This window comes from Fodinibius sediminis (genome assembly GCF_900182555.1).
In the GTDB taxonomy this organism is placed as follows: Bacteria; Bacteroidota; Rhodothermia; order Balneolales; family Balneolaceae; genus Fodinibius; species Fodinibius sediminis.
This window is the reverse complement of the sequence record NZ_FXTH01000010.1, coordinates 150723-176818: the sequence shown is the minus strand read 5'-3', so window position 1 is coordinate 176818 and position 26096 is coordinate 150723. Positions and strand designations below refer to the sequence as shown.

The following is a 26096-nucleotide window of genomic DNA, read 5'->3' as shown; positions in this document are numbered from 1 at the left end:
AATTCCGTTTTAATCATCGAAATAAAAACTTATATAACGTCTTACTGGATAAGCTCCGAGAGGACCCCCTTTGAGAGCTTAACTTCATAAGACCCTTAATAGAACTAATATCAAAAAAGCAAAAGAGGAACATTAGAACTCACGTGACAAAGCTTTAGACAAGCAAGACGTAAGAGAATAATGATGGAGAATTATATTTGTACTACCTGCGGCACGCAATTTAGGGAATCCGCTACACCGCCGGATCATTGTCCCATTTGCGAAGATGAACGTCAATATGTGGATCCGGATGGACAGCAGTGGACAACGTTGAAAAAACTGAGGAAAAACCATAAGATTGTTTTTCAGAAAAAGGAGTCCGGCCTCTATGGCATCGGGACAACGCCGGAATTTGGCATTGGTCAGCGGGCCTTGCTGGTGAAATCGCCTCAGGGAAATCTGCTTTGGGATTGCATCAGTCTGATCGACGATGCCACTGTTGATCTTATTACGGGGCTTGGAGGAGTCGATGCCATCGCCATTTCCCATCCCCATTATTATTCTGCCATGGTGGAATGGAGCCGGGCATTTGGCGACATTCCAGTCTACCTTCATCTAAGAGACCGGGAGTGGGTTCAGCGTCCTCATGAGAATATCACGTACTGGGAGGGATCCTCAAAGCAATTGTATGATGGATTGACCCTTTATAATACGGGGGGGCATTTTGCGGGGGGCACCGTTCTCCACTGGGCATATGGCAGCGGGGGGAAGGGGGCACTTCTATCCGGTGATATCCTGCAGGTTGTGCCCGACCGTAGGCATGTAAGCTTTATGTACAGTTATCCAAATCATATTCCTCTTAATGGAGAAACGGTTGAAGAAATCACTGCAACGATAGATCCTCTGAACTACGAACGTATATACGGAGCCTGGTGGGACCGGAATATCATGAAGGGGGGCAAAAAAGCAGTACAGAATTCTGCGGAACGGTATCTCGCCGCTATTCAATAAAGCCTGATAATTTTTATCAAAAGCTAAAATGAAAAATTCCATCATGGAAAAGAATACCACCCTGATGGTAATCACTGGTATGGCCCGGGTTTTCAGCGGGGATCCTGGTATGGACCATCAGATGGTTGGGGAAATCCCTTCTTGTAAAGTCCGACAGATTATAGATATAAACCTGCGTTTCACAATGCTATGAAGTGACAACTATTTGGTTATCAGGTGATGAAAAAGAGGTTAAATATTAATTATTATATCAGCTGATAATTGAACCAAAGGATTGAATAACAAAATGGATCTCAATAAAATCACGGCCCTTGTTTCTATACTGTTGAACTTTATTGTAGCTGTAACAGCTACCGGCCTGCAGATCCCCCAGCTTCAGATGGATATGAGATCTTCGGGCTTCGGGCAACTGGATCTGCAATATCTCGGTCTTTATTCACAGGTTTTTCAGTGGAGAGATACACAGGGGGGCCTGGAGCAACATACTGAAAAACGTCTAATCAACTGAACCTTCCAGCCTTTACCTGGTATTGTTAACTGAATGAGATTACGATTAAATTACCCATATCCATTTTATTACAACACGATTGCCAGGATTGTTAAAATTGCTGCAGCCCTGGCCGTGATTATCCCTCTGTTCATGTTGCTGTTTACCCCTTTCAACATTAATTACGAGGAACACCGGTTCGCCTATCCGTTGATTGTATTGCTGTTTGGAATAGTGGATAGCCTGGTATTCCTGGGAGTAATGACGTTATCTCTAAAATTTTTCCCGACCTTCGCAAATGAAGACCAGTGGACATTATTGCGAGAGTTGAGTATTTGGGCAATAATATTGCTGCTTATTGGCATTTCAAATTTTCTGCTTCGCCAGTTTATGTATATCAATCCTTTTAACCTGTCTTTCGGATACCTGCTGGAAGAAATTATTCACAGCTATTTATTCGGGCTTCTGGCGGTTAGCTTGCTGACCCTTTTTAATTTTGCCTACCAGGTAATTTCCAAAACACAGAAGACAGCCGACTGGAATATGATGGTTCAACAGATTAATGATTCCCTGGAACCTCCACGTGCAGTACCGGTGACCCTCCGTGCACCGAGCGAAAATGAAGAAATCAGTTTCAATCTGGCCAACTTTATCTTTGCCCGGGTGGACGGTAACTATGTGGAGATATATCTGCGGGAAGAGAATGGAGAAACCACAAAGCATATTAAACGCAATACCCTCAAGAATGTGGAAAAGCAGCTTCAGCCCTATGACAATATCCAGCGCATACACCGCTCCTATCTTGTTAATTGCGACTATATAACAGGAGTGGAGGGTAATGCGCAGGGATACCAGCTTACCATCGATGGTTACGACGGGCTGCTAAGTGTTTCGCGAAGCTACATCTCTAAATTTGATGCTGTGATGAACAACAAGTGATTGTATGTCATCACAAACCCTTGCATTTCATCCCTGATTGTTGAGTTCTGGCACAACTATCTTTGGTGCCAATCCGGCCTGCAGTAGGTTTGGGCAGACCAAATAACGAACCAAACAGCCGGAATTATGTTCCTACCCAATCCTAAATATATAATTTTCTCCTTCTTTGTAATTTTTTCATCAGCAGCAACCGTTTCTGGAAATGTCCCCGTGACGGTAATTCCGAGAACGGAAAGCCGCATTATTTTAGACGGACAGCTGAAAGATCCCGCCTGGGAACAGGGCCGGATATTGCCGCTGACCATGAGCCAGCCGGTTTATGGACGTATTCCTGGCGGGGAATCACAGCTTACTGTTTTGAGCAGTGAGAAGGCCCTTTATATAGCCGGCCATTTTTCGGTTTCCGAAGGATTGGGCAGCAGGCAGTTGTCGCGCGATGACCTGGATTACAGTTCCGATCTGTTTGCCGTTCTAATAGATGGATACAACGATGAAGAAAATGCTTATGTTTTTATTACCTCTCCATCAGGAAATAAAACCGACCTTGCCATATCTGACGATGCGGAATCTCCGAAAAATTTCAACTGGGATGCTTTTTGGTCGGTAGGGGTACATCATGAAGACGGATCCTGGTCGTTTGAAATACGAATTCCATTCAGCAGTCTGCAGTACCAGCAGGAACAGGACAGCGTAACGATTGGATTGTCGGCCTGGAAATACACGGCAGCGAACAACCAGTTTGACACTTATCCACGTATAAAAAATGACTATGGGATAAACAGTTATTTCAAGCCATCCCGGGCCGCCGATTTCAGTTTTTTTCAGGAAAAAGCCTCAACTCCGTTGTTTATTTCTCCCTACCTGCTGGGCGGTTATGGCCGGAAAACCGTCGGGGACGGTCCCCCCATTCGTCGTGTTTTACTGGATGCCGGGGGAGATGTGAAATACAGGTGGTCATCAAATTTCACGCTGGATGCCACGGTAAACACGGATTTCGCTCAGGTGGAGGGTGACGATCATCAGGTGAATCTCAGCCGCTTTGCCATATACCGGGATGAAAAACGAGCTTTTTTCCAGGAGCGCGCCGGGTTGTTCTCATTCAACACCGGCGGACCCACGAGGCTTTTTTACAGCCGCCGTATCGGCTTGACAAATGATGGCCGGCAGGTGCCGCTCTATGGCGGATTCCGATTGACCGGCCGTTCAAATGGATGGGATGTGGGACTGTTAACCATGCAGTCGGCCCCGAAATACGGGTTGGAGAGTGAAAATTTCGGAGTACTCAGGATTCGAAAAAAACTTGATGAATCTACGTCTTCATATGTGGGGATGATATCGACATCTCGGATAGCACGGGATGGTACTTATAATATTGCCTATGGGGCCGATGCGGTATGGGAGGTCCCGCGGGATATATTTTTTACGGGGCGCTATGCACATACTTTAAGTGATCCCTCAGGCAAATCATACGCCAGGGGATGGCTTAACAATACTAATCTGCTGTTGTCGGTGCAGCGTCGCTCCCGGGTAGGGTTCTTCTACACCTTCTCGGTTAACAGGGTAGGGCGGGACTACAGCCCGGGTCTGGGTTTTTTGGATCGCTGGGATTTTACCAGGTACGGTGACCGCATGGCCTATGGCTGGGTAGCACCGGAGTCGTCGGTTTTTCAAAAAATCCAGCTGATTGCGGATGCCTTTGTATACACAAAGAATACCGGCAATGAAATCGAGAGCTCCTCTATAGGACTGAAAAATTATATTTCCTTTAAATCGGGTTTTTCATTACAGTTTGGCCTCAAGCGGCAGACCGAAAAACTGTATGAGGGCTACCCGTTGTCACCTGCGGCTGATATTCCTGCCGGAGGCTACCGGTTTGGGGAACTATTTTTAACGCTTTCATCCGGCCAGGGCCGAGCCTTTCGATTTAACACTACCACTTCAGTGGGTTCCTATTTTGACGGAAGGGGAATTGCCGGCAGCTTTTCCCCGGAGTGGACGATAAACTCCAATATTGAGTTGAGCGGTGAACTGGAATATTATAACATACGTTTTCAAAAGCGGAGTCAGCATTACAAAAGCCTGCTGATTCGCGGCAGGCTGGATTTTAAACCTGTTTCGCGTATGGCGGTTTCCGGCTTGGCCCAGTATAGCAAGCTCACCCGCATCTTTTCCTCCTTTGCCCGGTTGCGGTTTAATATTGTTGATGGGGCAGACCTTTTTTTAGTCTATAAACACGGGCGGAATTCCTCACCACTGGAACGGATTCGAAACGGTGATTTTACAGGGATCCATTCCGTGCGGGCGAAGTTCAGCTATACCTTTCGCTACTAAGGATGCCCAGCGTATCCATTGGGTCAGAGAGCGGAATTGATAGTATGGATGGGATTTTCGGTGATCACTTTCACAGCAGCGAGAATGTTGTTTGGGCCTATCTGTACGCCGGCTATCCCAACCGGTTTCTCGACGAAAATACCTGCCAAGCCACAATGGACGGCGGTGAACAGCAGGATGACAGCATACATTTTGAAAGAGTGGTGCAACATTTTTCAGAAGTGGCGAAGATCGTTCAATACATTGATAACCAACATCTGTACTATGCCTTTATCAGGCACGGCTTTAGTTCGTGCAGCGCTGGGCGACTGGGAGGCTGCTGTGGTCGATGTATCGTCAGTTCCCGCCGATTACCGATTTGAGTCTGTTTCTTCCATTAACAGCGGCAAAAATAATGATTGGCCTGAAATAGCAATAGAGCGAGGTGAATACAGCGCCTGGGGTAGAACATGAATGAAAATTTATAATCTTGTCTGAAAATTTGAATATTGTCTCTTGGAGAATATGGTAATTAGAATTGGGTGTTTATAGCCGCGGATGATCAAATGAAGGAAAACCATAAGTCTATGAAACTGTTGACATCACTGTTCAATCCCAAAACAATTAGGTACTACGCGGTACTGCTTGTGTTTTTGTTTTTGGGCTGTTCGCCAGAGCCATCCGGTAGGGATCTTCGCAGTAGCCACTCAGATCGGGGAAAACGCCTGGTGGCGGAACAGGCGATGGTGAGTTCAGCTCATCCCCTGGCCAGTGAGGCCGGACTTGAGATGCTTGAAAAAGGCGGAAATGCCGTGGATGCCGCGGTTGCCACAGCTTTTGCGCTGAATGTAGTGGAACCGAATATGTCGGGTATTGGCGGAGGTGGGGGCATGCTGATATGGAAGCAGGAGCAAAAACAGGCAGATTACGTTGACTTTTACACCGCCAAGAGGGGCGAATCGTATAAGGGGTTGGATTATGAGCAGTATGAAAAGGGGGCGTTCAATCTTTTGTCTACGGGGATCCCTGGTACGGTTGATGGGCTGCTGCAGGCACTGGAGCGCCATGGGACCATGAGCCGCAAAGAGGTCATGAAGCCGGCGATCAACTATGCCAGGGAGGGCTTCCCGGTCTATTTGACGCTTGCCCAGTTCATTCGGAACAGCGAGGAGAAACTGAACCGGTATGAAGGAGCCCGGAAGATCTTCTATCCCGACGGGGAACCCCTTGATGTAGGCGAAATGCTGAGGCAGCCCGAGCTGGCCCGGACACTGCAGAATATTTCTGACAGGGGGGCAGCAGCTTTTTATGAAGGACAGAATGCTGATGATATTGTGGAAGTGCTGAATGAGGCAGGTAATCCGGCTACTTTGAAAGATCTTGCCGAATATGAGCCGCAGTGGGATAAGCGACCCCTGCGTGGTAATTATAAGGACTATGATGTTATTTCTGCGCCGCTCCCCCAAACGGGGTTCTACATCATTCAGGCTTTGAATATACTGGAATCTTTTGATCTGGCTCGGAAAGGGCTGCCCACCGAATCAGCTGAAGCCTTTGATATCATCAGTTCTACCATGCGGTTGAGCTCTGCAGACCGAAGAGCCTATGTGTCGGATCCCAACTGGGAAGAAATACCTGTGGATGGGCTGATCTCTGAACCGTATGCATCCGAACGCCGGAAGCTTGTGGGAACGGGCTCGGTCCGGGAAGAGGTGACGTCCGGCCGGCCCGGAAAATCCCTGTCACTGAAAAGCCCGATGGTCGGATATCCAATCGTGGGTGATGAAGCTGAATCAAGGAAAGCCCGGGATCAGCATTCGGTTCCGCTTGCGTCGGCAGGCCCTGGTACCTTGGGATACGATGAAGCCGGGGGGACGGGCGAAACGACCCACATATCCGTGGTGGATCCCCGGGGAAATGCGGTTTCCCTGACCACTACCCTGAGTCATGTTTTCGGATCCGGCGCGTGGGTGAACGGTTTTATGCTGAACAACTCCGGATTTAATTTCTCTCACCTGGAAAGTAAGGAAGAATGGCGGTCGAGTCATCCCTACAGGATCCGTGCCTCTACTATTTCACCCACCATCATCCTGGATGAAAACGAGCAGGTCAGACTGGTGATCGGTGCTCCGGGCGGAGGGCGCATTCCCACGGCTATCCTTCAAAATATCCTGTATGTCGTTGAATACAACCTGGATCCGCTCGATGCGGTGGAGATGCCCCGGATATTTCCAGCTTCTTCGAGCCCGGAGGTACAGATAGAGAAGGGGTTTGCCCCTGATGTATTGGCCGAGGTGCGCCGGATGGGATACGACCTTCAGGCTCTTTCCGAAGGATATGCACGGCTATACCTGGTATCCAGTGAAAACGGGAGGCTGATCGGTGTTGCCGATCCCCGTCACGATGGAGAGGTCAGGGGATTTTGAAATGACCACAGGGCAGCCCGGATGAAGCGAAAAGGCTGTTATGGCGGCATCAATCTGCTGTTGCGTAGGTCAGCTGCTGGCCGGCATATCTTGTTAGTTGCGTCCGAAAACGGTTCCGTATAACTTTTCTCTGTAGGCACGGCAAACATTTCTGCCGGGCTCTGCAAGGTTCATTTGACTAACGTGCAATCAGGTGTTGAGAAGCTCCATCAGGTACTTGCGGGTTGCCGCATCAAACTGACCGGATATTTCCAGCTCAAAATTGGTGGCTTGCAGCTGTTTAACACCGCCCTCCGTCTTGGGACCATAAATACCGTCGGATGTGCCAATATCAAATCCGGCTATTTTCAAGGCATCCTGCATCGCGACGACGGCTTGTCCTATATCGCCCCGTTTCAGTTCCCGGTCCGGCAGGGATATTTCTTCCTGGTTGGGGAGCCTGCGAAAATCCAGCAGCCGCTCCCTGGGATAGGCAGAAATAGAAACCGAGTTATTCTGGTTGCCGCCCAGGGTATAAATGCGATCATGATCACTTGAAAATCCAAGGAAAATCCCTACGTGTCCCTTGTGAGATTCCGGATTCCCGCGCCAGTACACCGCAATATCTCCCGGTTCCGGTTTTTGAACGGAAAAGCCCACATTCAGCCAGGATCGTGCAGCTGCTGATTCGGATTGTTTGACTCCGGCCTTGAGAGCTACCCAATTCATGAAAATACTGCACCAGGGAGTCTCATCATCGTTGATCCATGAGAGACCAATATCTTCAGCATATTGAAGAATGCGTTCATTATGGGTCTCGCCCCCTATTTCGGTCACGCCGAGCTCGCCGGTGGCAATTTTGAGTAGATTATTCATAGTGACTGGATCAGGTTGAGATTGAACAGGAACAGCCGTTTAAGGCTCCTGTGATTTTATGGTACAATTACAGCCTGCAGGGGCTTTGCTTGGTTCATGCTCCCCCTGCTTGAGGGCTGTTTATCCTTATTATGATAGATGAAATTTGTATAAAGTTATAAGTTTTGTTTGTTTATTGTTATTATAAAATAAGATATACGTAGGGATTATCTTTTAAAATTGAGCGAAAACCGGGGAACGCTTCCTTTCCAATCCACCAAGGCGATGGTTTCGTTCAGCACATGTTGGATCATGACATGGAAATATGATCCCATAGGGAAGTAATATAAAGTAATAAGTCAGGGAAAAATCATGAGTGCTGAGTCATTACACATTTCTGAATCCGTTGAGAGATTGAATGCGAATCTTCGACAGGTTGCTCAAGTGGTTGAGTGGGCTGATCTGATGGGATATCAAAACCCCAAGAAGTTTTCACGCAGGTTTTTGAGGCATTACGCGGTGCGCCCGTGCAGGATGCTGGTTTCCGTTCGCCTGCAAAGCATATACAAGTTGCTGAAGGCCGGCCAGTATTCAAATTTTGAGATCGCCCGCCGTCACAGCCTGCCCGATGAAAAAGCTTTGAATAAATTTGTCAACTATCATCTCGGTTGTTGCCCCAGCAAATTAGAGGCGATGAACGAAGACCGCTTCGAAGAGAAGATGGAAAAATTTGGTAGTAAAATTCGGTAGTGTTACTCTGCAATTTTTTATTTAGTCTTCCTTTTTGCGTTCAAAAGTAGCAAGGGGAAACTGAAGATTCAGTCATAAGGGTACACTGCATGATTCATTCATCGCTTTCTTTTCTTACCCAACAATTGAATGAGTATTTACAATTAAAAACGGGCACCCCTGATATAGACCGGGTGTTTCTGACCAGTGTGGCAACAGAAAAAGACGGAGTAGTGATACCGGACAGCTCATTGGGATTATCTCTTATTAATATTGAAGAGGAGCGTGTTTTAAAGGATCAAAAGACAACCGCAATAAATGGGGATGGCATTGCCCATAATCAGAATCCGGATATCAAGCTGAATTTATATATCCTTATTTCGGCCAATTTTCAGGATACTACCGGACAGGAATCCGACGATTATGTGGAGGGACTGAAGCAGTTATCCTACGCCATCTCGTTTTTCCAGGCGAAAAATGTATTCACCATTGACAACTCTCCGGCGCTGGCTGAGTTCGATCCGGCAATCCAGAAATTGATAGTTGAGCTTTATTCCTATTCATTTGAACAGCTTTATAATTTCTGGACGGTGGTGGGAACCAAATACCTGCCTTCGGTTTTGTACCGGGTTCGCCTCTTGCGCATTCAGGAAGAAGCTATTACAGATTCAAACCTGCCTATAGAAAAGATTGGAATCGACAGTCACGGGAAACAATGATTAGTATAAATTACAACCGTCTCTTCAATCTGCGGCTGGCTCATACCTATTATCAAAATGAACGGTTCCGTGGATTGACGCTGCAGCCCACCCGCAATACCCGGCGGCTTCTGCGGGGCGGAAATATGTTGTTCAAAGCTATTCCCTTCGGTATTACTGTGCTGTACCGGGCTGCAGGGGATGAAGTGAGTCCTGTGGTTTCTCTTCCGGATGACCTCACGCTCACGTTCAGCCTGAAAGCGAATGACAGGGCGGAGTTTCTCAATATTACCGATCTCGATGAAAGGCCTGCGAGAACGTATACGGCTTCTGATATCCTCTATTTTACAAACGACCCCTCTGCGGCTTCAACCGACCCTGAGAATCCTGAAGAAATTTCCCATGAACTGCTGGCGGGGATCAGAAATAGCCTGTTTATGTATGAATTTAGTCTTGGAGGTGCCCCCGGAGAAGTATTGATAAGGGTGAGCGATGCTGCCGGTAATCTGGTCTCTATAGGTCAGACGGCTGATGGTGACCCGTTGCCCACAACACTTACACTTTCAAAAAACGATGATGGGAGATACATCCGTCAGATCGATCTCGGGAACAATCCGGCCGGCCGTTATGTCGTGACTATTCGTAATACCGAAGATGATACCACACTGAAAGAAGAGGTCTTCTACGTACACGATGAGCTGGCGTCGCAGGATGTGTTGGGCATTGTTGATATTACCTACGATTCGGTCACCAATCTTTTGTACGCTGATACCGAGGAATATGAACTGCGATTTTCAAGGAAAGAGACGATCTGGAAGTATTTCATTGTGAACAAGAATAAAAAAGTTCGGTTTTCCACCGAAACCCTCACGATCAATGATCTTGGTTCGCCCGACTACGGGGCAACCAATTTTACCAGAGAAGGGGCCGCCCCGCATCCCGGCGTACAGATTAACGGGTTGGAAACCGTCATCTTTAAATCCGATGATCCCATTCCTTTTTATGAAATTCCGAAGACCTCCATACAGCTGGAGAAAGATCCGGGAGATGTTTTAATCGGTAATCTTCCCAATCCGTCACATCGGGGCGTGGTTAAAAATCGGGGAGGTACCCTGGAAAGCGAAATTTACGTATTCATTTAATATAAATTCTAGATCCCATGGCAGACTATAAAACACCCGGCGTATATATTGAGGAAATATCCAAACTCCCTGCATCGGTCGCCCCGGTCGCAACGGCCGTTCCGGCTTTTGTGGGATACACCAGCAAGATGGTGCGTGATGGTGAGACACTTGATCCGAATACCCCCGTGCGGATAACATCACTCATGGAGTTCGAAACGATATTCGGGGGACCTTTTCCCGAGGACTATGCCGTTACGGTCGGGGATCCGTCTTCCGGAGAAACAAATCCGACGGTTGCTGTTGAAGCCGATCCTCCCGGGCTTTCGCCCTACCGGCTTTACTACCAGGTACAGATGTATTTTGCCAATGGGGGTGGTCCCTGCTATATCATCTCGGTTGGTACCTATATCGAGACGGATCCCATTCCGAGCAATATTTCAGAATCTGAGCTTATTTCAGGACTCGCCGCCTGCGAGGAAGAGGATGAAATCACGTTGTTGACTGCCCCGGAAGCTATCTGGCTGGATGCCAATGGCAGGAAAAAGATCAACAACGCCATGCTCAGCCAGTGTAACAAGCTGCAAGACCGGTTTGCCATCCTGGAGGCGTTCACCGATCCTGCGGAAAGCCCCGTTGATGACGGCAGTAACTTCAGAGACGATGTAGGTACCAGCTACCTGAAATACGGATCGGCCTATTATCCCTCCCTGGAATCGACGATCTCGTTTTTTTATGAAGATTCGGACGTAAGCATTACCGACAACCGCGGGGGTGCAAGTAGCGGCTTTTTCCATGGTAATACGTTAAACGAGCTGATTGACGGCTCTAAAACAGGTGAAAAAGCAACGGGTTCCATAACCATCGATGACAATGCCAAGATTGTCGGTGATTCCTTTCTTCTCAACGGAATTGAGTTTAAGATCGTCGGCACCGCCTCTGAACCGAGAGAAGTTGAAGCGGGGGCCTCAGCCGCAGGTACTGCCAGCAACCTGGAATCTGCAATCAATAGCGCCGGTGTTGGGATAACAGCATCCCGGACCGCAGGCAGCGATCAGGTAGACCTTGAAGCCGCATCGGCGGGTAACAGCGGCAATGCCATAACGCTGGAATATATCGACGGGGGAACCGGCAAAGCCGCCTCGCTTTCGGGGCCTACCCTGACGGGCGGGCAGAGTAATATTGACCGCACGTTGTACAGTCTGATAAAGGCCGAGCTCGACAAGCAGCTGGTGACCCTTTATCCCTCCGGAGCGATAGCGGGCGTCTGCGCACGGGTAGACCGGGAACGCGGTGTATGGAAAGCCCCGGCCAACGTAAGTCTTAACCTGGTGGAGGAACCCACAAAACTGCTCACGGACGATGAGCAGGCTTCTCTGAATGTGGATGCGGATACCGGAAAGTCGATCAACGTCATCCGGAAGTTTCAGCAGAAAGGGACCATCGTGTGGGGCGCCCGGACACTGGCCGGCAATGACAATGAATGGCGATACGTACCGGTCCGCAGGCTGTTTATTTTTATTGAGGAATCCATACAGAAAGCCACCGAACCGGTCATATTTGAACCCAACAACGCCAACACCTGGTCGAAGACCAAGTCCATGATAGAGAATTTTCTGACGGGGCTCTGGCGCGACGGCGCCCTGGCAGGCGCCACCCCGGAAGAGGCCTTTTTTGTAAAGGTGGGGCTCGGACAGACCATGAGCTCCGTGGACATCCTGGAGGGGCGCATGATTATCGAGGTGGGCCTTGCCGCTGTACGGCCGGCCGAATTCATCATACTCAAATTTTCACACAAGCTCCAAGAAGCCTAAAATCCAACCAATATGAATTACAAGACCCCTGGTGTATTTATTGAAGAGATCTCGACCCTGCCGGCTTCCGTAGCCGGTGTGGAAACCGCCGTTCCCGCTTTTATCGGCTATACCGAGAAGGCGGAAAAGGACGGGGACAGTACTGCCCTGCATTTTGTACCGACCAGAGTTACTTCGCTTCTGGACTACAGGGAGAAATTTGGCGGGCCGGTGCCCGAAACGTTTAACCTGACAATCGAGGATGAATACAACAGCGATGCCGAGCTCGTATCGCGGAAGTTCAGCGCTTCCCCGGCTTCGCCTTCGGATTTTATCCTCTATTACAGCCTTCAGTTTTATTTTAATAACGGGGGCGGTCCTTGTTATATCGTCTCGGTCGGGGAGGCGACTTCGGGAGGCTCCGTCAGCAAAGGTTCGGCCGATCCGATGGACGGACTGCTGGGCGGGATCAAAGCCCTGGAGAGGATGGATGAACCCACCCTGATTGTGTTTCCGGATGCGGTGAACCTGGGCTCTACAACCGATTACGGGGAAGTGGTCAGGGCAGCGCTTGCCCAGTGCAACAACCTGCAGGATCGGTTTACGATCAGCGATACGTACGATAACGGAACCTCCAGCGCGGTTGAAGACTTCCGGGATGCGGTTGGGATGTCGTTTCTGAAATATGGTGCAGCATATCACCCTTACCTGGAAACGTCCCTTAATTATGCCTTTGATGCATCGAATTCGACAATATCGCACAATATAAATCTTCCGAGTTCTGTCTCGCTGCCCGGAGATGCTCTTGACCTCACATCGGGGCCAAGCCTGGCATCTATCGAAAGCAGCAACCCGAATATCTACCGTTCGCTGGAGGCCGAGATCAAGAAATCCTACATCACCCTGCCTCCATCCGGAGCGGTGGCCGGAGTGTATGCTCGGGTGGACCGGAACCGCGGCGTGTGGAAGGCCCCGGCCAACGTAAGTGTAAATTCTGTTATCCAGCCCACCGTAAAAATTACTAACGAGAGGCAGAACACACTGAATGTGGATCCCACTTCCGGCAAGTCGATCAATGCGATCCGGTCTTTTACCGGCAAGGGAACGCTGGTATGGGGCGCCCGGACGCTGGCCGGTAATGACAACGAGTGGCGGTATGTACCGGTGCGCAGGCTGTTCATTTATGTGGAGGAATCTGTCAAAAAAGCTACTGAGTTCGTGGTGTTTGAACCCAACGATGCCAATACCTGGGTTCGGGTTCGGGCCATGATTGAAAACTTCCTGACCGACCTGTGGCGCGATGGCGCCCTGGCAGGTGCCACTGCGGAACAAGCTTTTTATGTAAAGGTGGGACTGGGCGAGACGATGACCTCTCAGGATATTTTGGAAGGACGGTTGATTGTAGAGATCGGCATGGCCGCCGTGCGACCGGCCGAATTCATCATCATCCGCTTTATGCACAAGCTTCAGGAATCCTAATCAATTAAAAAACACAGATCACTATGGCTGTTAACTATCCAGTATCCGCTTTTCACTTTCAAGTAGAATGGGGAGGCACCCGCATTGGTTTTACCGAGGTTTCGGGGCTCACCGTCGAACTTCAGTCTATCGATTACCGCGAGGGCAATGCCAAAGAGTACCAGGTAACGAAGATGCCCGGTATTCCGCAGTATAGCAATATTACCCTGAAACGCGGCATATACCGGGGCGACAACGAATTTTTTCAGTGGCTCAACACCGTACAGATGAACAATATTGACCGCCGCGATATTACCATCAGTCTGCTTAATGAAGAGCATGAGCCGGTCACCGTCTGGAAAGTGAAAGAAGCCTGGCCCTGCAAAGTGGAAGGGCCATCGCTGAATTCAACCGGTAACGAGGTGGCTGTTGAGTCGATTGAACTCTGTCATGAAGGGTTAACCATTGAATTCACATAGAATAGACATTATGGCAAGCTATTATCCTCCGGTAGGGTTTCATTTTCGGGTCAATATCGAGGGCCTTACCTCGGGTACCAGGGATATAAGCTTCCAGGAAGTCTCCGGCATCAATGCCACGGTGGGAGAATTCACTCACAAGGAGGGCGGCGAAAACCGTTTTGTACACCGCCTGCCCGACCGGGTCACATACGATAAACTCACGCTTAAACGAGGCATGCTGGTCGGTTCGGAGATGATCGGATGGTTCAGGGATGCTGTGGAGTCATTCAGGTTTGATCCGCGGAATGTGCTGGTTACACTTCTCAACAGCGAGCACGAGCCCCTTGAGTCCTGGAGTTTTGTGAAGGCCTACCCGGTCAAATGGTCGATAGGAAACTTCAACGCCGAACAGAATGAAGTGGTGGTGGAAACCATTGAACTATCGTTTCAGTATTTCAAACGCATGGAAGTATGAAATATAAATCGTCAACCTGTTTTTATGGCTATAGAAATCAAAGAACTGGTCATCAGGGCCACCGTTGATACTGAGAAGACGTCAACGGAGCGCCCGGACCGTGGGAGAAACAAACACATTAATGAACTGCATCGGAGGATGGAGCAGCTGCAGCAAATGATCAAACTGAAAAACGAGCGGTGATGGGATTAACCGACGGCAAACTTTCCAAAATGATGATTCTCTCCTTTGCCACCGACAATGAGGGGCAGAAGAAGGGACCGCCCCGGCCGTTCCCGGTGATGTATAACCCGGAACGATTCTCCAAGAGCGTCAGCACTCGTTATCAACCCCAGTATGAACCGGGTGACAGCGGTGAAGAACAGGCTTTTGAGCGTATTGAGGGCAGTGAGGTGTCTTTTGAATTCCTGTTTGACGCCACCGGTGCCTCGGTCAATTCCATACAGGGGGAAGCGGCCAGTAAACGGGGAGGTGTTGATGCTCAGATTGAGCTGTTCCTTCAGCTTACACATGAGCGGGATGCCCAGGAACATCAACCGCCGAAACTGACACTGGTGTGGGGAACCTTCATTTTCGACTGTCGGCTGGTTAGTGCAGATATTGAATATATGATGTTCAACCCCTCGGGCCGTCCCCTCAGGGCCAAAATAAATGCAACATTCAAGGGCGATCGTCCCCGTGGCCTGCAGGCGGCTGTCGACAAGCTTTTTTCTGCTGATCTCACGCATGTACGCGTAGTGAAGGCCGGGGAAACGCTGCCATTAATCTCCGAAAAGGTCTATGGCGATCCAAAATACTATCTGCAGATTGCCGAAATAAACGGTATTACGAATTTCAGAAATGTTAATCCGGGTATGGAGCTTATCCTCCCACCCATTGATAAACAGAGCACCTGATGCTGAACCGATTGCTCAATAACAACGTGGTTGATAATCCACGCTATACCATTTTTTCGGATGGAACGGAATTGCCGCACGATTTCATGATTCATTCTCTGTCCATCAGCAAATCGGCCAACAGGATACCGCACGCGCGGCTGGTGTTGAAGGACGGGGATCTACCGCGCGAGGATTTCCCCGCCAGTAATAGTGAAAAGTTTGTACCGGGTGCGGAAATAGAGATCCAGTTGGGGTATCGTGATGAGCAGCAGACCGTTTTTTCCGGTATCGTTATCAAGCATGGAATCAAGAGTCAGTTTGAAGAGTCTTCACAGCTTATTGTGGAGTTGAAAGATCCGGCCGTCAAAATGACGGTGGGACGCAAAAACAAGTATTTCAAGGATTCGACCGACACCGACATCATTGAGAATCTTATCCAGCCGTACAGCCTGCAGGCGGAGGTGGAAAGCACTTCGGTCAATCATGCAGAAATGGTTCAATATTATTGTACCGACTGGGATTTTATGGTGACCCGAGCCGAGGCAAACGGTAAACTGGTTTTTGTGGATGACGGTACGATCACTGTCAAAGCCCCCTCTCTGTCTGCCGAACCGGTGGCTGAGCTGGTATACGGGCAAAATATCAAGGAGTTTGATGCTGAAATGGATGCCCGCGACCAGTTTGACGGGGTTACCGGCAAATCGTGGGATTTCTCGCGGCAGTCCGTTATCGAATCGGAAGCTGTGTCACCCGGTCTTCCGGAGCAGGGGAATGTAAACGCCGATGATCTGGCCGCCGTCATAGGCCTCGATCAGCTGCCGTATCAGCACAGCGGCCGTTTGGATTCCGAGGAGGTACAGCATTGGGCGGATGCGCGATTTTTGCGAAGCAGACTGGCCAAGATCAAAGGCCGTATCCGGGTGTTGGGGCTGACCGAGATCAGCCCGGGCGATGTAGTACGGCTCGGCGGGCTGGGCGACCGGTTTAACGGGCTGGCTTTTGTTTCGTCTGTGGCTCATTACTACGGGCTGGAATCTTCCTGGTATACCGATATTCAAATCGGCCTGTCGGCAGACTGGCTTATGGAGTTATATGACAATGTAATGGAGAAACCCACCTCGGGCCTGCTGCCGGGTATACACGGACTCCAGGTCGGGGTTGTCACCGCCATTCACGAGGATCCGGACGGGGAAGATCGCGTACAGGTGCGCGTGCCAATCATCGATCCCGAAGACAGCGGCATCTGGGCCCGCGTGGCCGCCCTCGATGCCGGTGAAAACCGAGGCACCTTTTTTCGTCCCGAAGTGGATGACGAAGTAATTGTCGGATTCATCAATGATGATCCGCGTGACCCGGTTATCCTGGGAATGATGAACAGCAGTGCCAAACCTGCTCCGATTACTGCCACTGAAGAGAATAATGAGAAAGGCATCATTACCCGCGAGGAATTGAAGTTGTTGTTCGACGATGACAAGAAAAGTGTCACCATCGAGACGCCCAATGGCAATACGGTGGTGATCAGCGACGATGAGGGCAGCATTAGCCTGAAAGATGAAAACGGGAATGAGGTGGTGATGGATTCCTCGGCCATTACCCTGAAAAGTGCCGGGGATATATCCCTCGAGGCCACCGGAGATATCAAACTGGAAGGCAGCAATATTAATCAGAAAGCGAATATGAGTTTCAAGGCCGAGGGCGCCTCGGGAGCGGAACTATCCTCCAGCGCATCGGCCGTGATCAAGGGATCTATCGTTCAAATCAATTAAAAGACAATTCGATTTATGCCACCAGCAGCCAAACTTGGAGATGTAAGTACACATGGAGGAACCATCGTGGGACCCGGGGAGCCAACCGTACTGATCGGGGGCATGCCAGCCGCCGTTGTGGGCGACATGCATGTATGCCCGATCCCGCCATCCCCGTCCGGACCGCATCCGCCGACCCCCTTTTCAATGGGCAGTGCCACGGTGTTCATCGGCGGCAAACCGGCCGTGCGGGTCGGGGATGTCTGCGGATGCGGGGCCAGTCCGGCCGCAGGTGAACCAACAGTAATGATAGGCTAGGAGAAATATGACCGACACGAACAATCAAAAGGAGCAGGGGAAGGCTTTTCTGGGACGGGGATGGAAATTCCCCGTACAGTTCAAGGAGGGGACCGCACAGCTCAGCCAGTATGAGCATGACATCAAGGAGAGTCTCACCATCCTGCTTTCCACCACACAGGGAGAGCGTATCATGCGTCCCGGCTACGGTACGAGGGTTCAGGACCTGATGTTTGAACCGCTGGATGTTTCTACGGCTACCCTCGTTGGAGAGGAAGTCAAGAAAGCAATATTGGTTCACGAGCCCCGTGTGGATGTGAATAATGTGGATGCGGTGCAGGAATCCCTGAATGGATTTATCGAACTGACCATCGACTATACCATCATTGCCACCAATACCCGGGCCAATCTGGTATTTCCCTTTTATTTGAATGAAGGAACGGATATCGAACAATGAGTGAAAACTGTCTGTCTCAAAATCCTTTGGTGCGGGACGGCACCAGCCGCCGCCAGCGACTGCTGAAGACGTTGCTGCCATCCTATGCTCCGGTGGATGAGCGAAGTATGAAAGATTTGGTCAACTTCGCCCGCAAATTCGCGGGCGAGATCAACTACTTTGAGTCCGACAGCGCTGCTCCCGACGGAGAGTGGGATGACTTCTTCAGGTTTACCGACCGGGACTGGCAGGATTTTTCGCTGGAGGAATTCATTCAAAAACTGAAGGAGACAGGGGAAGCTGCACCGCACCTTGCCCTGTTTCTGGGTTTCCTCTATATGTTTAAAACGGCTCAGGATGACCTGAATACGCTGACCCGTCGACATCTTGAATTTTACTACCGGGACGTCCTGCAATTGGAGCAAAAGGCAGCGGTGTCTGATCAGGTTTCTGTTATTTTCAGGCTGGCCAAACATGTGGACCGCCATTTGGTAAAGGAGGGGACCGCCCTGAAGGCGGGAAAAGATGCGCTCGGAGTAGAACGGATTTACGAGGTGGAAAGAGATCTCGTGGTCAGTGAAGCCGAGATTGCATCACTGAAAACTGTTTTTGTGGATATTAACGACCGGTTTAGCAGCGACCTTGAAACGGATCCGGAGGTAAGTCACCGTATTTTCAAATCTCCGGTGGCTGACTCGGCAGACGGGCTGGGTGCCGACATCGAGACCGAAGAAAAAAGCTGGCGTACGTTTGGGGAACCTCATTTCCCAAAGCTGGGCACTTCCGCTCCCGATTCCGCCGAGCCGGACCGCAAGCAGGCGGAGGTGGGATTCGCCCTCGCTTCCCCCATCCTGTTCATGGCCGAAGGGGACCGGACCGTGACCCTTAAGGTCACGCTGGAGGAAGAGCTGGATGAGACCGTGGACCCCGAGGATTTCAAGATCCTGTTCAGCGGGGAAAAAGAATGGATATCCGCCGAAATTACCGGCGCAGCCGCCCACCCCGTTTCTTCCGACTATCAGCTGGTTCTTACCTGCCGTCTAACCCCCGCTGATCCTGCTGTTGTCCGCTGCAACCCAGAGGAGCTGGAGGACCCTTTCTCCACCAATTGGCCGGTAATTAAAGTATTGCTCGATCCGGGACGTGATCGAAATCCCTTTTCCTATTCCCTGTTCCGTGATTGCCAGGCGACCAACATTCACATTACAGTGGATGTGGAGGGCGTAAAAAACCTGGTGCTCCAGAACGATCAGGCGGTGCTCGATGCAGGAAAGCCCTTTCTGCCATTCGGCAATCGTCCCTATGTGGGCAGCAACTTCTACATCGGGAGCCGGGAAGTGTTCCGGAAGAAGCTTAGCTCACTGGACGTCAAGTTTCGGTGGAATGATTTACCCCAGCATGAAGAGGGATTCAAGGATCATTATAAAAATTATCAGGATTCAGTCAGTGGTTGGCTAAGAAGCAACCACGACTTTCAAATAGACATCGATATTCTGGACGAAAAGAATTGGCACCAACTAAGGGGCAATACCTATTTGTTGACCGACGGGAAAGGAGATCCTCTGGGTAATACCGAACAACTACCCGGTCCTGATGCTGACCGCAGTACGTTAAGTGTGTCTGACAACCCGGATCTTGAAAACATAACAAGAGACAGTGAACTCGGTTCACTCACTGGCTATAATGTGGATACCCAGAAGGGATTTCTTCGCATAACCCTGAAAAACCAGGACTTCGGGCATAATTCCTTTCAAAATTCCTATGCGAAAAAAGCGATAGATCTGGCCAAAGGCGGCTCCGGGGATCTGCCCAGGCAGCCCTATACACCCGTGGTCCAGGATCTTTCGCTCAGTTATGTCTCCAAAGTAGACTATCCGCTTACCGGAGAAGCCGATAAGGTGGAACAATTTTTCCATATCGAGCCCTTCGGAGTGTGGGCGGTTGACGGATCGCTGCAGAACACTCCCCTGATGCCCCGATTTACCCACGAAGGAAACCTCTATGTTGGTATCAGCGACCTGCAGCCCCCGCAAAGCCTGTCGGTGCTTTTCCAGGTAGCCGAAGGAAGTGCCAACCCCGTAAAAGCCAGTCCCGATATCGAATGGAGCTATCTTTCCAATAACGAGTGGAGAACATTTGACCAAAAGAGCATTCTTTTTAACACGACCAACGACCTGCTGACCTCGGGTATCATCCGGTTTGCCTTTCCCAAGGATGCAACTGATGAGAACAACCGGCTCCCTGCGGGTAAACACTGGGTCAAAGCCTCAGTAGAGGCCAATTCGGATGCTGTCTGCCGTCTGATCGATGTAAGGGCACAGGCAGTTCTTGCCCGTTTTGAGGATCGGGGCAATGATCCGGACCATCTGAAGGATCCGCTGGAAGCCGAAACCATCAATAAGCTTCTACGAAGCGACTCGGCCATCGACAGCGTGATGCAGCCCTATGCTTCTTTCGGGGGCAAGGTGAAGGAACAACAGTCTGCTTTTTATACGCGGACGAGCGAACGGCTCCGCCACAAGCAGCGGGCTATTGCCATCTGGGATTATGAACATATTATTTTGCAGCGGTTTCCGTCGGTGTACAAGGTAAAATGCATCAACCATACGCGTTTTGGGGGTAACCTGACCGACTACTCGGAAATGGCGCCGGGTCATGTTACCTGCATTGTAGTTTCAAATGTACAAAATAAAAACGCTGTGGATCCCCTGCGTCCCATGACCAGCCTGAATATCCTTGATGAAATAGATCGGTACCTGCAGACCATTATCTCCGAAAGTGTCGATTTGCATGTCAAAAATCCGATTTATGAGGAGGTTATGGCTGACTTCAGCGTAAAATTCCGTTCCCCGGATACTGGTTTCTACAAACAGAAGTTGCAGGAAGACCTTAAAGAATATCTTGCACCGTGGTCGTCGGATTGCGGTACCGACATCTCCTTCTCGGGGCGTATTCACAAATCGATGATCCTGAATTTTGTGGAGGAGCGTCCATATGTGGATTACGTCAGCTGTTTTAAGATGTACCATATTGTTCCCACTGATCCAGAGAATAACTCCAGTAAGGATGTGGAGGAAATAAGGGCAACGACGGCCGTTTCTATCCTGGGATCGGCGGAAAGCCATAAAATCAATGTCATTGACTTCTCTTCTGAAGACTGTGACTGTGAGGATAACGTCATTAAAAGTTCCGAGGAATGGATTTCGGCCGACGACTGCCCCTGTCAGGAAGAAATAACATCATTGTCGGAAGAATCGACTGGCTAATTTTTTAAAAGGAAACATGGAAGACAGTTCGCTGACCATATCGAAAAAGCCATCTGAATTTAAAAGCATGCAGTACGATACGCTTCGTGAACTGGCGATCCAGCATATTCAGGAGATGGCTGGCAAGCTATGGACCGATTACAACAGTCACGACCCTGGTATCACCATACTGGAGGTGCTCAGCTATGCCATCACTGATCTGGGGTATCGCAGCCGTTTCGATATAAAGGATCTGCTGGCCCGGGAGAAGGCCAGTGATCCCGATCCCGGCAATTTCTACACGGCGGCCAGGATTCTGCCCAACCGTCCCCTGACCCTCCAGGACTACCGCAAGCTGTTGATCGATGTGGAAGTAGTGGACAAAGAAGATGAGGGCTGCCGTTATGCCGGCGTCAAAAATGCCTGGCTTCAAAAGTCGGATGAGGCTGAGGAAGAGATTTTCGTCAATACCAAAGACAGCCAGCTTTCGCTCGATCCGGTTTCGGGTAAAGGGGAGCAGGAGAGTTACTATATAAAAACATTATACGATGTACTGCTGGAATTTGATGAGTGCGAGAAATTTGGTGATCTCAACGAGAATACTATAGAAGAGGAGTTCGTGCTCTATGAGCACCCGCTGGACAGCACACTTGAAGGACTTATTTTCAACATCAAAATTCAGTTTCCGGTGTGGGATCATTCCGGGGTCGACTGGGACGATCCTGTCAGCGTGCGCAGTAACATTCAGTCCATACAGATCGATATTGCTAACCTCCCTGGTAATTATTCGCTTACGCCGGTGGTCTCGAACCTGAATAAAATCATTTTAAAGGGAAACAAAACATCCGGGGGCACCAGCAGCGCCATTGCGGGAATAACAGAGATCATCGACAAGCTGAACAATTTCCTGTACCATCCGGACACGGGTCTGCTGGCCCTCTACATCGAGAAGGTGAACAAGATTTTCGAAATCGTGGCGGCCGCCCGGTCCCGGTTACAGGCCAACCGGAATCTCTGTGAAGATTTTTTTCGGTTCCGGGCCGTAAGAGTGGAAGAGATCATTCTTTGTGCCGATATTGAAATTGCTCCTTCCGCCGACGTTGACCGGGTAGAGGCCCACATTTTTCACCTGATATCCCGGTTTTTATCGCCCACCGTGCATTTCTATACGTTGGAGGAGATGCGCAATAAATGCCGGAGGGGCACTCCATTTGATATCGTAGAGATAAATCCGGCTAAACAATTATTTACCGTTGAGGCAGCAGATAATGATAAGTTGCCGGTCAAGGATGAGACGATTACAGTTTTCGGGCTGGGCGCCAGTCCGCAGGAGTTCACGGTGCGCTGCGTGGATCCTAATCACGATGAGGTGAACAGATATGAGATTGAAGTGGCGGAACAGCTGTTGGGAAATGACCTTCAGGAAGACGCATATCTGATCAGGGGGCGTTTCGAGGAAAAAGACTGCCTCACTGTTGATCAAATCTTTGAAGGTCCCCTCCTGAAACACGGCTTCATTGACGAGGAGGAGCTGGCCTCGGCCGATCGTAAAAAAGTGATCCGCGTGTCCGATCTTATTCAGATCATCATGGACGTTGAGGGGGTTGTTTCTGTCAAGGAGATCCAGATTGCTAACCGTCCGCAGAACAATGATTTCGATATTGAATCCAAAAGCGTACGCTGGTGCCTGGAGCTGGCCTTTGATCATGATTATGTACCTCGGCTGAATACCGAAAACTCCAAACTCACCTATCATAAAGATGATCTGCCATTCCATGCGAATGATGCAGAGGTTGAAACTCTTATTCAAGAGTTTGGGTCTGAAGAACGCGGGCAGAAAATCCGTTATCCCAAACAGGATCTGTCCGTCCCGATCGGACAGTATCGGGATCCAGCCGATTACACCAGTATCCAGGAAGATTTTCCCCTTGTCTATGGCGTGGGCTCGGAAGGAATTCCCGGACTGGCGGAACTCTCTCCCGGCGACAGGGAGCAGCGCAAGATCCAGGTTGCTCAATTGAAGGGCTACCTGCTCCTGTTCGACCAGTTCCTGGCCAACTACCTGGCACAGGTAGCCAATGTGAAGCATCTGTTTACGATGGAGAGCCGGATCGGGGATACCCATATCGACAAAACCTATTACACCCAGCCGCTTAGCGATGTTGTACCGGACGGGGGACCGCTGTACCGCGATCTGAACGATCATGAAGAAACGCTGCAGCAGATAACCGAAGATACTCAGCTTTTTGAGCGACGGCGCAACAAGTTTCTGGACCACTTGCTGGGACGATTTGCGGAGACGTTTGCCGACTATGCAATGCTCTCTTCCAAAATATCGGGTCCGAAGGCGCCGCGGGAGATGATTGACGACAAGCTGAATTTTCTGGGGCAATATCCCGAATTAAGCAGCGGAAGGGGCATGGCCATCAACTACCGCGACAAATGCAGTATCTGGCATGTCAACAATGGGGCCGGACTCGAAAAGCGGGGGGGTCTGCTGCTGGGGATGTCCCCCAAAGAGGCCGAAGAGCTTGTCTTCCGCGATCCTTTTATTATTGCCAATCCTTCTACATCGGTCTACCGGGTGATTATCGAGGATGGTTCTTCGACCACAGTGATGTATGCCGATCAGGATTTTGAGTCTGAGGGTGTTGCGCGGGCCCATATGGAACAAATGATTGTAACGGGCGTGTTTAAACAAAACTATGAGATCCGGGCAACCGACAGCGGAGGGTTCCATTTTGTACTCCGCTGCGGAGACAAGCTGCTGGGCGTCAGCGAAAACAGGAATTATACCAGTGAGACAGCCGGCGGAGATGCCGATACGGCCATCGACCAGCTGGTGGCGCTGTTTAAGGAAGAACTGTACGGAAATCCCGAAGCAAATCGCAAGAACCTGACGTGTCCGCTCGAAAATTATATCGATCATGAAATTAGGGTGGATATGTCGCCCCTTCCCGACGCTCCACCGACTTATACGGTCAGCTATACGCTATACAAAAAGGCATTTGAATTTACGGAAGAACACGAACTGTTGACCGGATCGGTAACCCGTGAAACTGAGAAAGACGATCCCGAGGAAGAGGTTCTGCAGAAAGCGAAATCGGCGCTGCACGATATTCTGTGGGATCTGGTTAATCACGGTGCGCACCGGCAGACCTACCGTCTTGATCCCGAAAGCGCTCCATATTCTCCCTACTCTTTTCTAATCCGTAATGCCCGCGGAGAAGATATTGCCCGGAGTGTCGATACCGATTTCAATCAGGCACTGGCCGACGATATAAAGGCCTTGTCCCCGGGCACCATCCATGTGCATGGCTCTACGGCCAATGATGGAGAGTACGACATTGTCAGCGCTGTGGCTGATGGACCCCATGTAACTATCGAGGTTGATCCGGCTCCGCCTTCTTCGGTTTTCGACGGCCGCCTGACCATGGGCGAATCCTACGATATCTCCTTCATTGAGAAAGAAAGCAGGAATGTCATTCTGACCGATCTGGATCCTGAAATTTATGAAGGAGATACGGTGGAGCTCAGGGACACGGAGGATAACAACGGGGTTTTTACGGTCCAAACGATTCGGCGATCGGGAGACAAAATATATCTTAAGCTGGACGAGATGATCTCACAGGATGAAACGGAAGGCTCCCTGCGCAAGGCCTACAATATTACTGGTATTGAGACGAATGCCTTTGTAATAAGGGGAGGCAGGGGGAAACAGGCCGTCGCAGATTCGATCGGATTTATTGAGGATACGTTCTTCTCTCATGAAGGCTTCCACGTGCTGGAGCATCTGTTGCTGCGTCCCCGTACCGACCAGCAATTATTTGTGGATGTTGAAGAACCGGTGATGGATGAGAGTGCTTCGCCGGCCGGAGAGCTGTGTTTCTGGAAGAGACTCCCCGTGACCGAAGCCAGTGCTGAAACCAATACTTTTACCGTAGCTGGCGATATCAGCACGGAACTGGTCGGTGGTGATACGCTCCGCGTGAACGGCGGCAGCTTCAATGACGGAGAATATATCGTCAGGGATGTCAGCCTGCAGGAGGGAGCGTCTGTTGTAGAAGTGGAGAGCGAAGATGTGCAGGATGCCATCCTGTTTGACTTGCCGGCGAATTCCTTCACTGCCGGCGTAGTTTCCTACAGGAAACAAGCATCAATTGACAGCATTGGGGCGTCGGAACACCAAATTATTGTTTCCGACCCCGATGCGGCGCTGCTCGGAAAAGACAGCGAGATTGAAATAAGGGACTCTCAGGATCAGCGGAATGACGGGGTGTACCTGGTCTCGGAGGTTGAGGAGGCGGGAGAGCAGGTGATCATCACTATTTATAAAGTTCAGAAATGGGTGAAGGACCGGCTGCTGCCGATCCACCTGGACCAGGACTGCGAAACCTGCAAGATCAAGGATCCCTACTCCTATGTGGTCAGTGTGGTCGTCCCTTATTGGCCGGGTCGCTTTGTGAACATGGATTTCAGGAAGTTTGCGGAAAAGCGGCTCCGCATGGAAGCTCCCGCTCATGTGATGCTGAACATCTGCTGGATAAGCTGTGAGCATATGCGTGAATTTGAGAAGAGGTACAAACAGTGGTTGGTAGCCGTCAATTCACAGGATGTCGGTCCTGCAGGCATTTCCGAGGCTCTGGATGGCTTGATTGACATTCTGACCCGTATGCGCAACGTATATCCCACGGGAACCCTTCATGACTGTGAGGAAGATGATACACTGGATGGGGCCGTCATTTTAAATAATTCTGTATTAGGAACCTTTTAA

21 protein-coding genes are annotated in these 26096 nt (G+C 50.0%); 20 read left to right on the top strand and 1 reads right to left on the bottom strand.

What is annotated here, in order from left to right; genetic code table 11:
* The first annotated feature begins 183 nt into the window (after positions 1–183).
* From FN808_RS12370 to ggt, 6 genes are all read left to right on the top strand, one after another.
* Positions 184–990, top strand: a complete 807-nt coding sequence (locus FN808_RS12370) for an MBL fold metallo-hydrolase (protein ID WP_142714910.1) — start codon at positions 184–186, stop codon at positions 988–990.
* A gap of 286 nt (positions 991–1276) precedes the next feature.
* Complete coding sequence (locus FN808_RS12365; RefSeq protein ID WP_142714909.1) at positions 1277–1498, top strand: hypothetical protein; 222 nt, start codon at positions 1277–1279, stop codon at positions 1496–1498.
* 33 nt (positions 1499–1531) lie between these two features.
* Positions 1532–2416, top strand: a complete 885-nt coding sequence (locus FN808_RS12360) for a LytTR family DNA-binding domain-containing protein (RefSeq protein WP_142714908.1) — start codon at positions 1532–1534, stop codon at positions 2414–2416.
* Between the two features lie 210 nt (positions 2417–2626).
* Positions 2627–4747, top strand: coding sequence for a DUF5916 domain-containing protein (locus tag FN808_RS12355; RefSeq protein ID WP_142714907.1), 2121 nt, complete (start codon positions 2627–2629; stop codon positions 4745–4747).
* A 264-nt stretch (positions 4748–5011) separates the two neighbouring features.
* A complete protein-coding gene (locus FN808_RS12350; RefSeq protein ID WP_142714906.1) occupies positions 5012–5200 on the top strand; it encodes a hypothetical protein in 189 nt (62 codons plus the stop codon).
* A gap of 113 nt (positions 5201–5313) precedes the next feature.
* On the top strand, positions 5314–7152 hold the full coding sequence (gene ggt / locus FN808_RS12345; protein ID WP_185958382.1) for a gamma-glutamyltransferase: 1839 nt from the start codon (positions 5314–5316) through the stop codon (positions 7150–7152).
* Between the two features lie 189 nt (positions 7153–7341).
* Here the strand turns inward: ggt and FN808_RS12340 are convergent, their stop codons facing one another.
* Positions 7342–8007 carry a C40 family peptidase gene (locus tag FN808_RS12340; protein ID WP_142714904.1) on the bottom strand — a complete coding sequence of 222 codons (666 nt, stop codon included), beginning with the start codon at positions 8005–8007 and terminating at the stop codon, positions 7342–7344.
* A 351-nt stretch (positions 8008–8358) separates the two neighbouring features.
* On the opposite strand from FN808_RS12340, the gene FN808_RS12335 reads away from it, so the two are divergent.
* The 14 genes from FN808_RS12335 to FN808_RS12275 all read left to right on the top strand — a co-directional run bounded on the left by FN808_RS12335 (position 8359) and on the right by FN808_RS12275 (position 26096).
* On the top strand, positions 8359–8736 hold the full coding sequence (locus tag FN808_RS12335; protein WP_142714903.1) for a helix-turn-helix transcriptional regulator: 378 nt from the start codon (positions 8359–8361) through the stop codon (positions 8734–8736).
* Between the two features lie 89 nt (positions 8737–8825).
* Positions 8826–9434: a Pvc16 family protein gene (locus FN808_RS12330; RefSeq protein ID WP_142714902.1), complete on the top strand. Its 609-nt coding sequence runs from the start codon at positions 8826–8828 to the stop codon at positions 9432–9434.
* Positions 9431–10555 (top strand): hypothetical protein, encoded by a 1125-nt coding sequence (locus FN808_RS12325; RefSeq protein ID WP_142714901.1) that lies wholly within the window; start codon positions 9431–9433, stop codon positions 10553–10555. The genes FN808_RS12330 and FN808_RS12325 overlap by 4 nt, the downstream gene beginning before the upstream one ends.
* 17 nt (positions 10556–10572) lie before the next feature.
* Positions 10573–12348 carry a phage tail sheath family protein gene (locus tag FN808_RS12320; protein WP_221930037.1) on the top strand — a complete coding sequence of 592 codons (1776 nt, stop codon included), beginning with the start codon at positions 10573–10575 and terminating at the stop codon, positions 12346–12348.
* 12 nt (positions 12349–12360) lie between these two features.
* Complete coding sequence (locus FN808_RS12315; protein ID WP_142714900.1) at positions 12361–13806, top strand: phage tail sheath family protein; 1446 nt, start codon at positions 12361–12363, stop codon at positions 13804–13806.
* Between the two features lie 23 nt (positions 13807–13829).
* Positions 13830–14264, top strand: coding sequence for a phage tail protein (locus FN808_RS12310; RefSeq protein ID WP_142714899.1), 435 nt, complete (start codon positions 13830–13832; stop codon positions 14262–14264).
* Positions 14265–14274: 10 nt separating this feature from the next.
* Positions 14275–14721, top strand: a complete 447-nt coding sequence (locus tag FN808_RS12305) for a phage tail protein (protein ID WP_142714898.1) — start codon at positions 14275–14277, stop codon at positions 14719–14721.
* A 24-nt stretch (positions 14722–14745) separates the two neighbouring features.
* Positions 14746–14904, top strand: coding sequence for a DUF5908 family protein (locus FN808_RS18925; protein WP_185958381.1), 159 nt, complete (start codon positions 14746–14748; stop codon positions 14902–14904).
* Entirely contained in the window at positions 14904–15617 is a 714-nt protein-coding gene (locus tag FN808_RS12300) for a CIS tube protein (RefSeq protein WP_142714897.1), read from the top strand. The genes FN808_RS18925 and FN808_RS12300 overlap by 1 nt, the downstream gene beginning before the upstream one ends.
* Positions 15617–17365 (top strand): type VI secretion system tip protein VgrG, encoded by a 1749-nt coding sequence (gene vgrG / locus FN808_RS12295; protein ID WP_142714896.1) that lies wholly within the window; start codon positions 15617–15619, stop codon positions 17363–17365. Before FN808_RS12300 ends, vgrG begins: the two co-directional genes overlap by 1 nt.
* Positions 17366–17380: 15 nt before the next feature.
* On the top strand, positions 17381–17662 hold the full coding sequence (locus FN808_RS12290; RefSeq protein WP_142714895.1) for a PAAR domain-containing protein: 282 nt from the start codon (positions 17381–17383) through the stop codon (positions 17660–17662).
* Positions 17663–17669: 7 nt separating this feature from the next.
* Positions 17670–18098, top strand: coding sequence for a GPW/gp25 family protein (locus tag FN808_RS12285; protein WP_142714894.1), 429 nt, complete (start codon positions 17670–17672; stop codon positions 18096–18098).
* A complete protein-coding gene (locus FN808_RS12280; RefSeq protein WP_142714893.1) occupies positions 18095–21343 on the top strand; it encodes a baseplate J/gp47 family protein in 3249 nt (1082 codons plus the stop codon). Before FN808_RS12285 ends, FN808_RS12280 begins: the two co-directional genes overlap by 4 nt.
* A gap of 16 nt (positions 21344–21359) precedes the next feature.
* The gene (locus FN808_RS12275) at positions 21360–26096 is read left to right on the top strand and encodes a baseplate wedge protein (protein ID WP_142714892.1); all 4737 of its coding nucleotides are present in this window, start codon (positions 21360–21362) and stop codon (positions 26094–26096) included.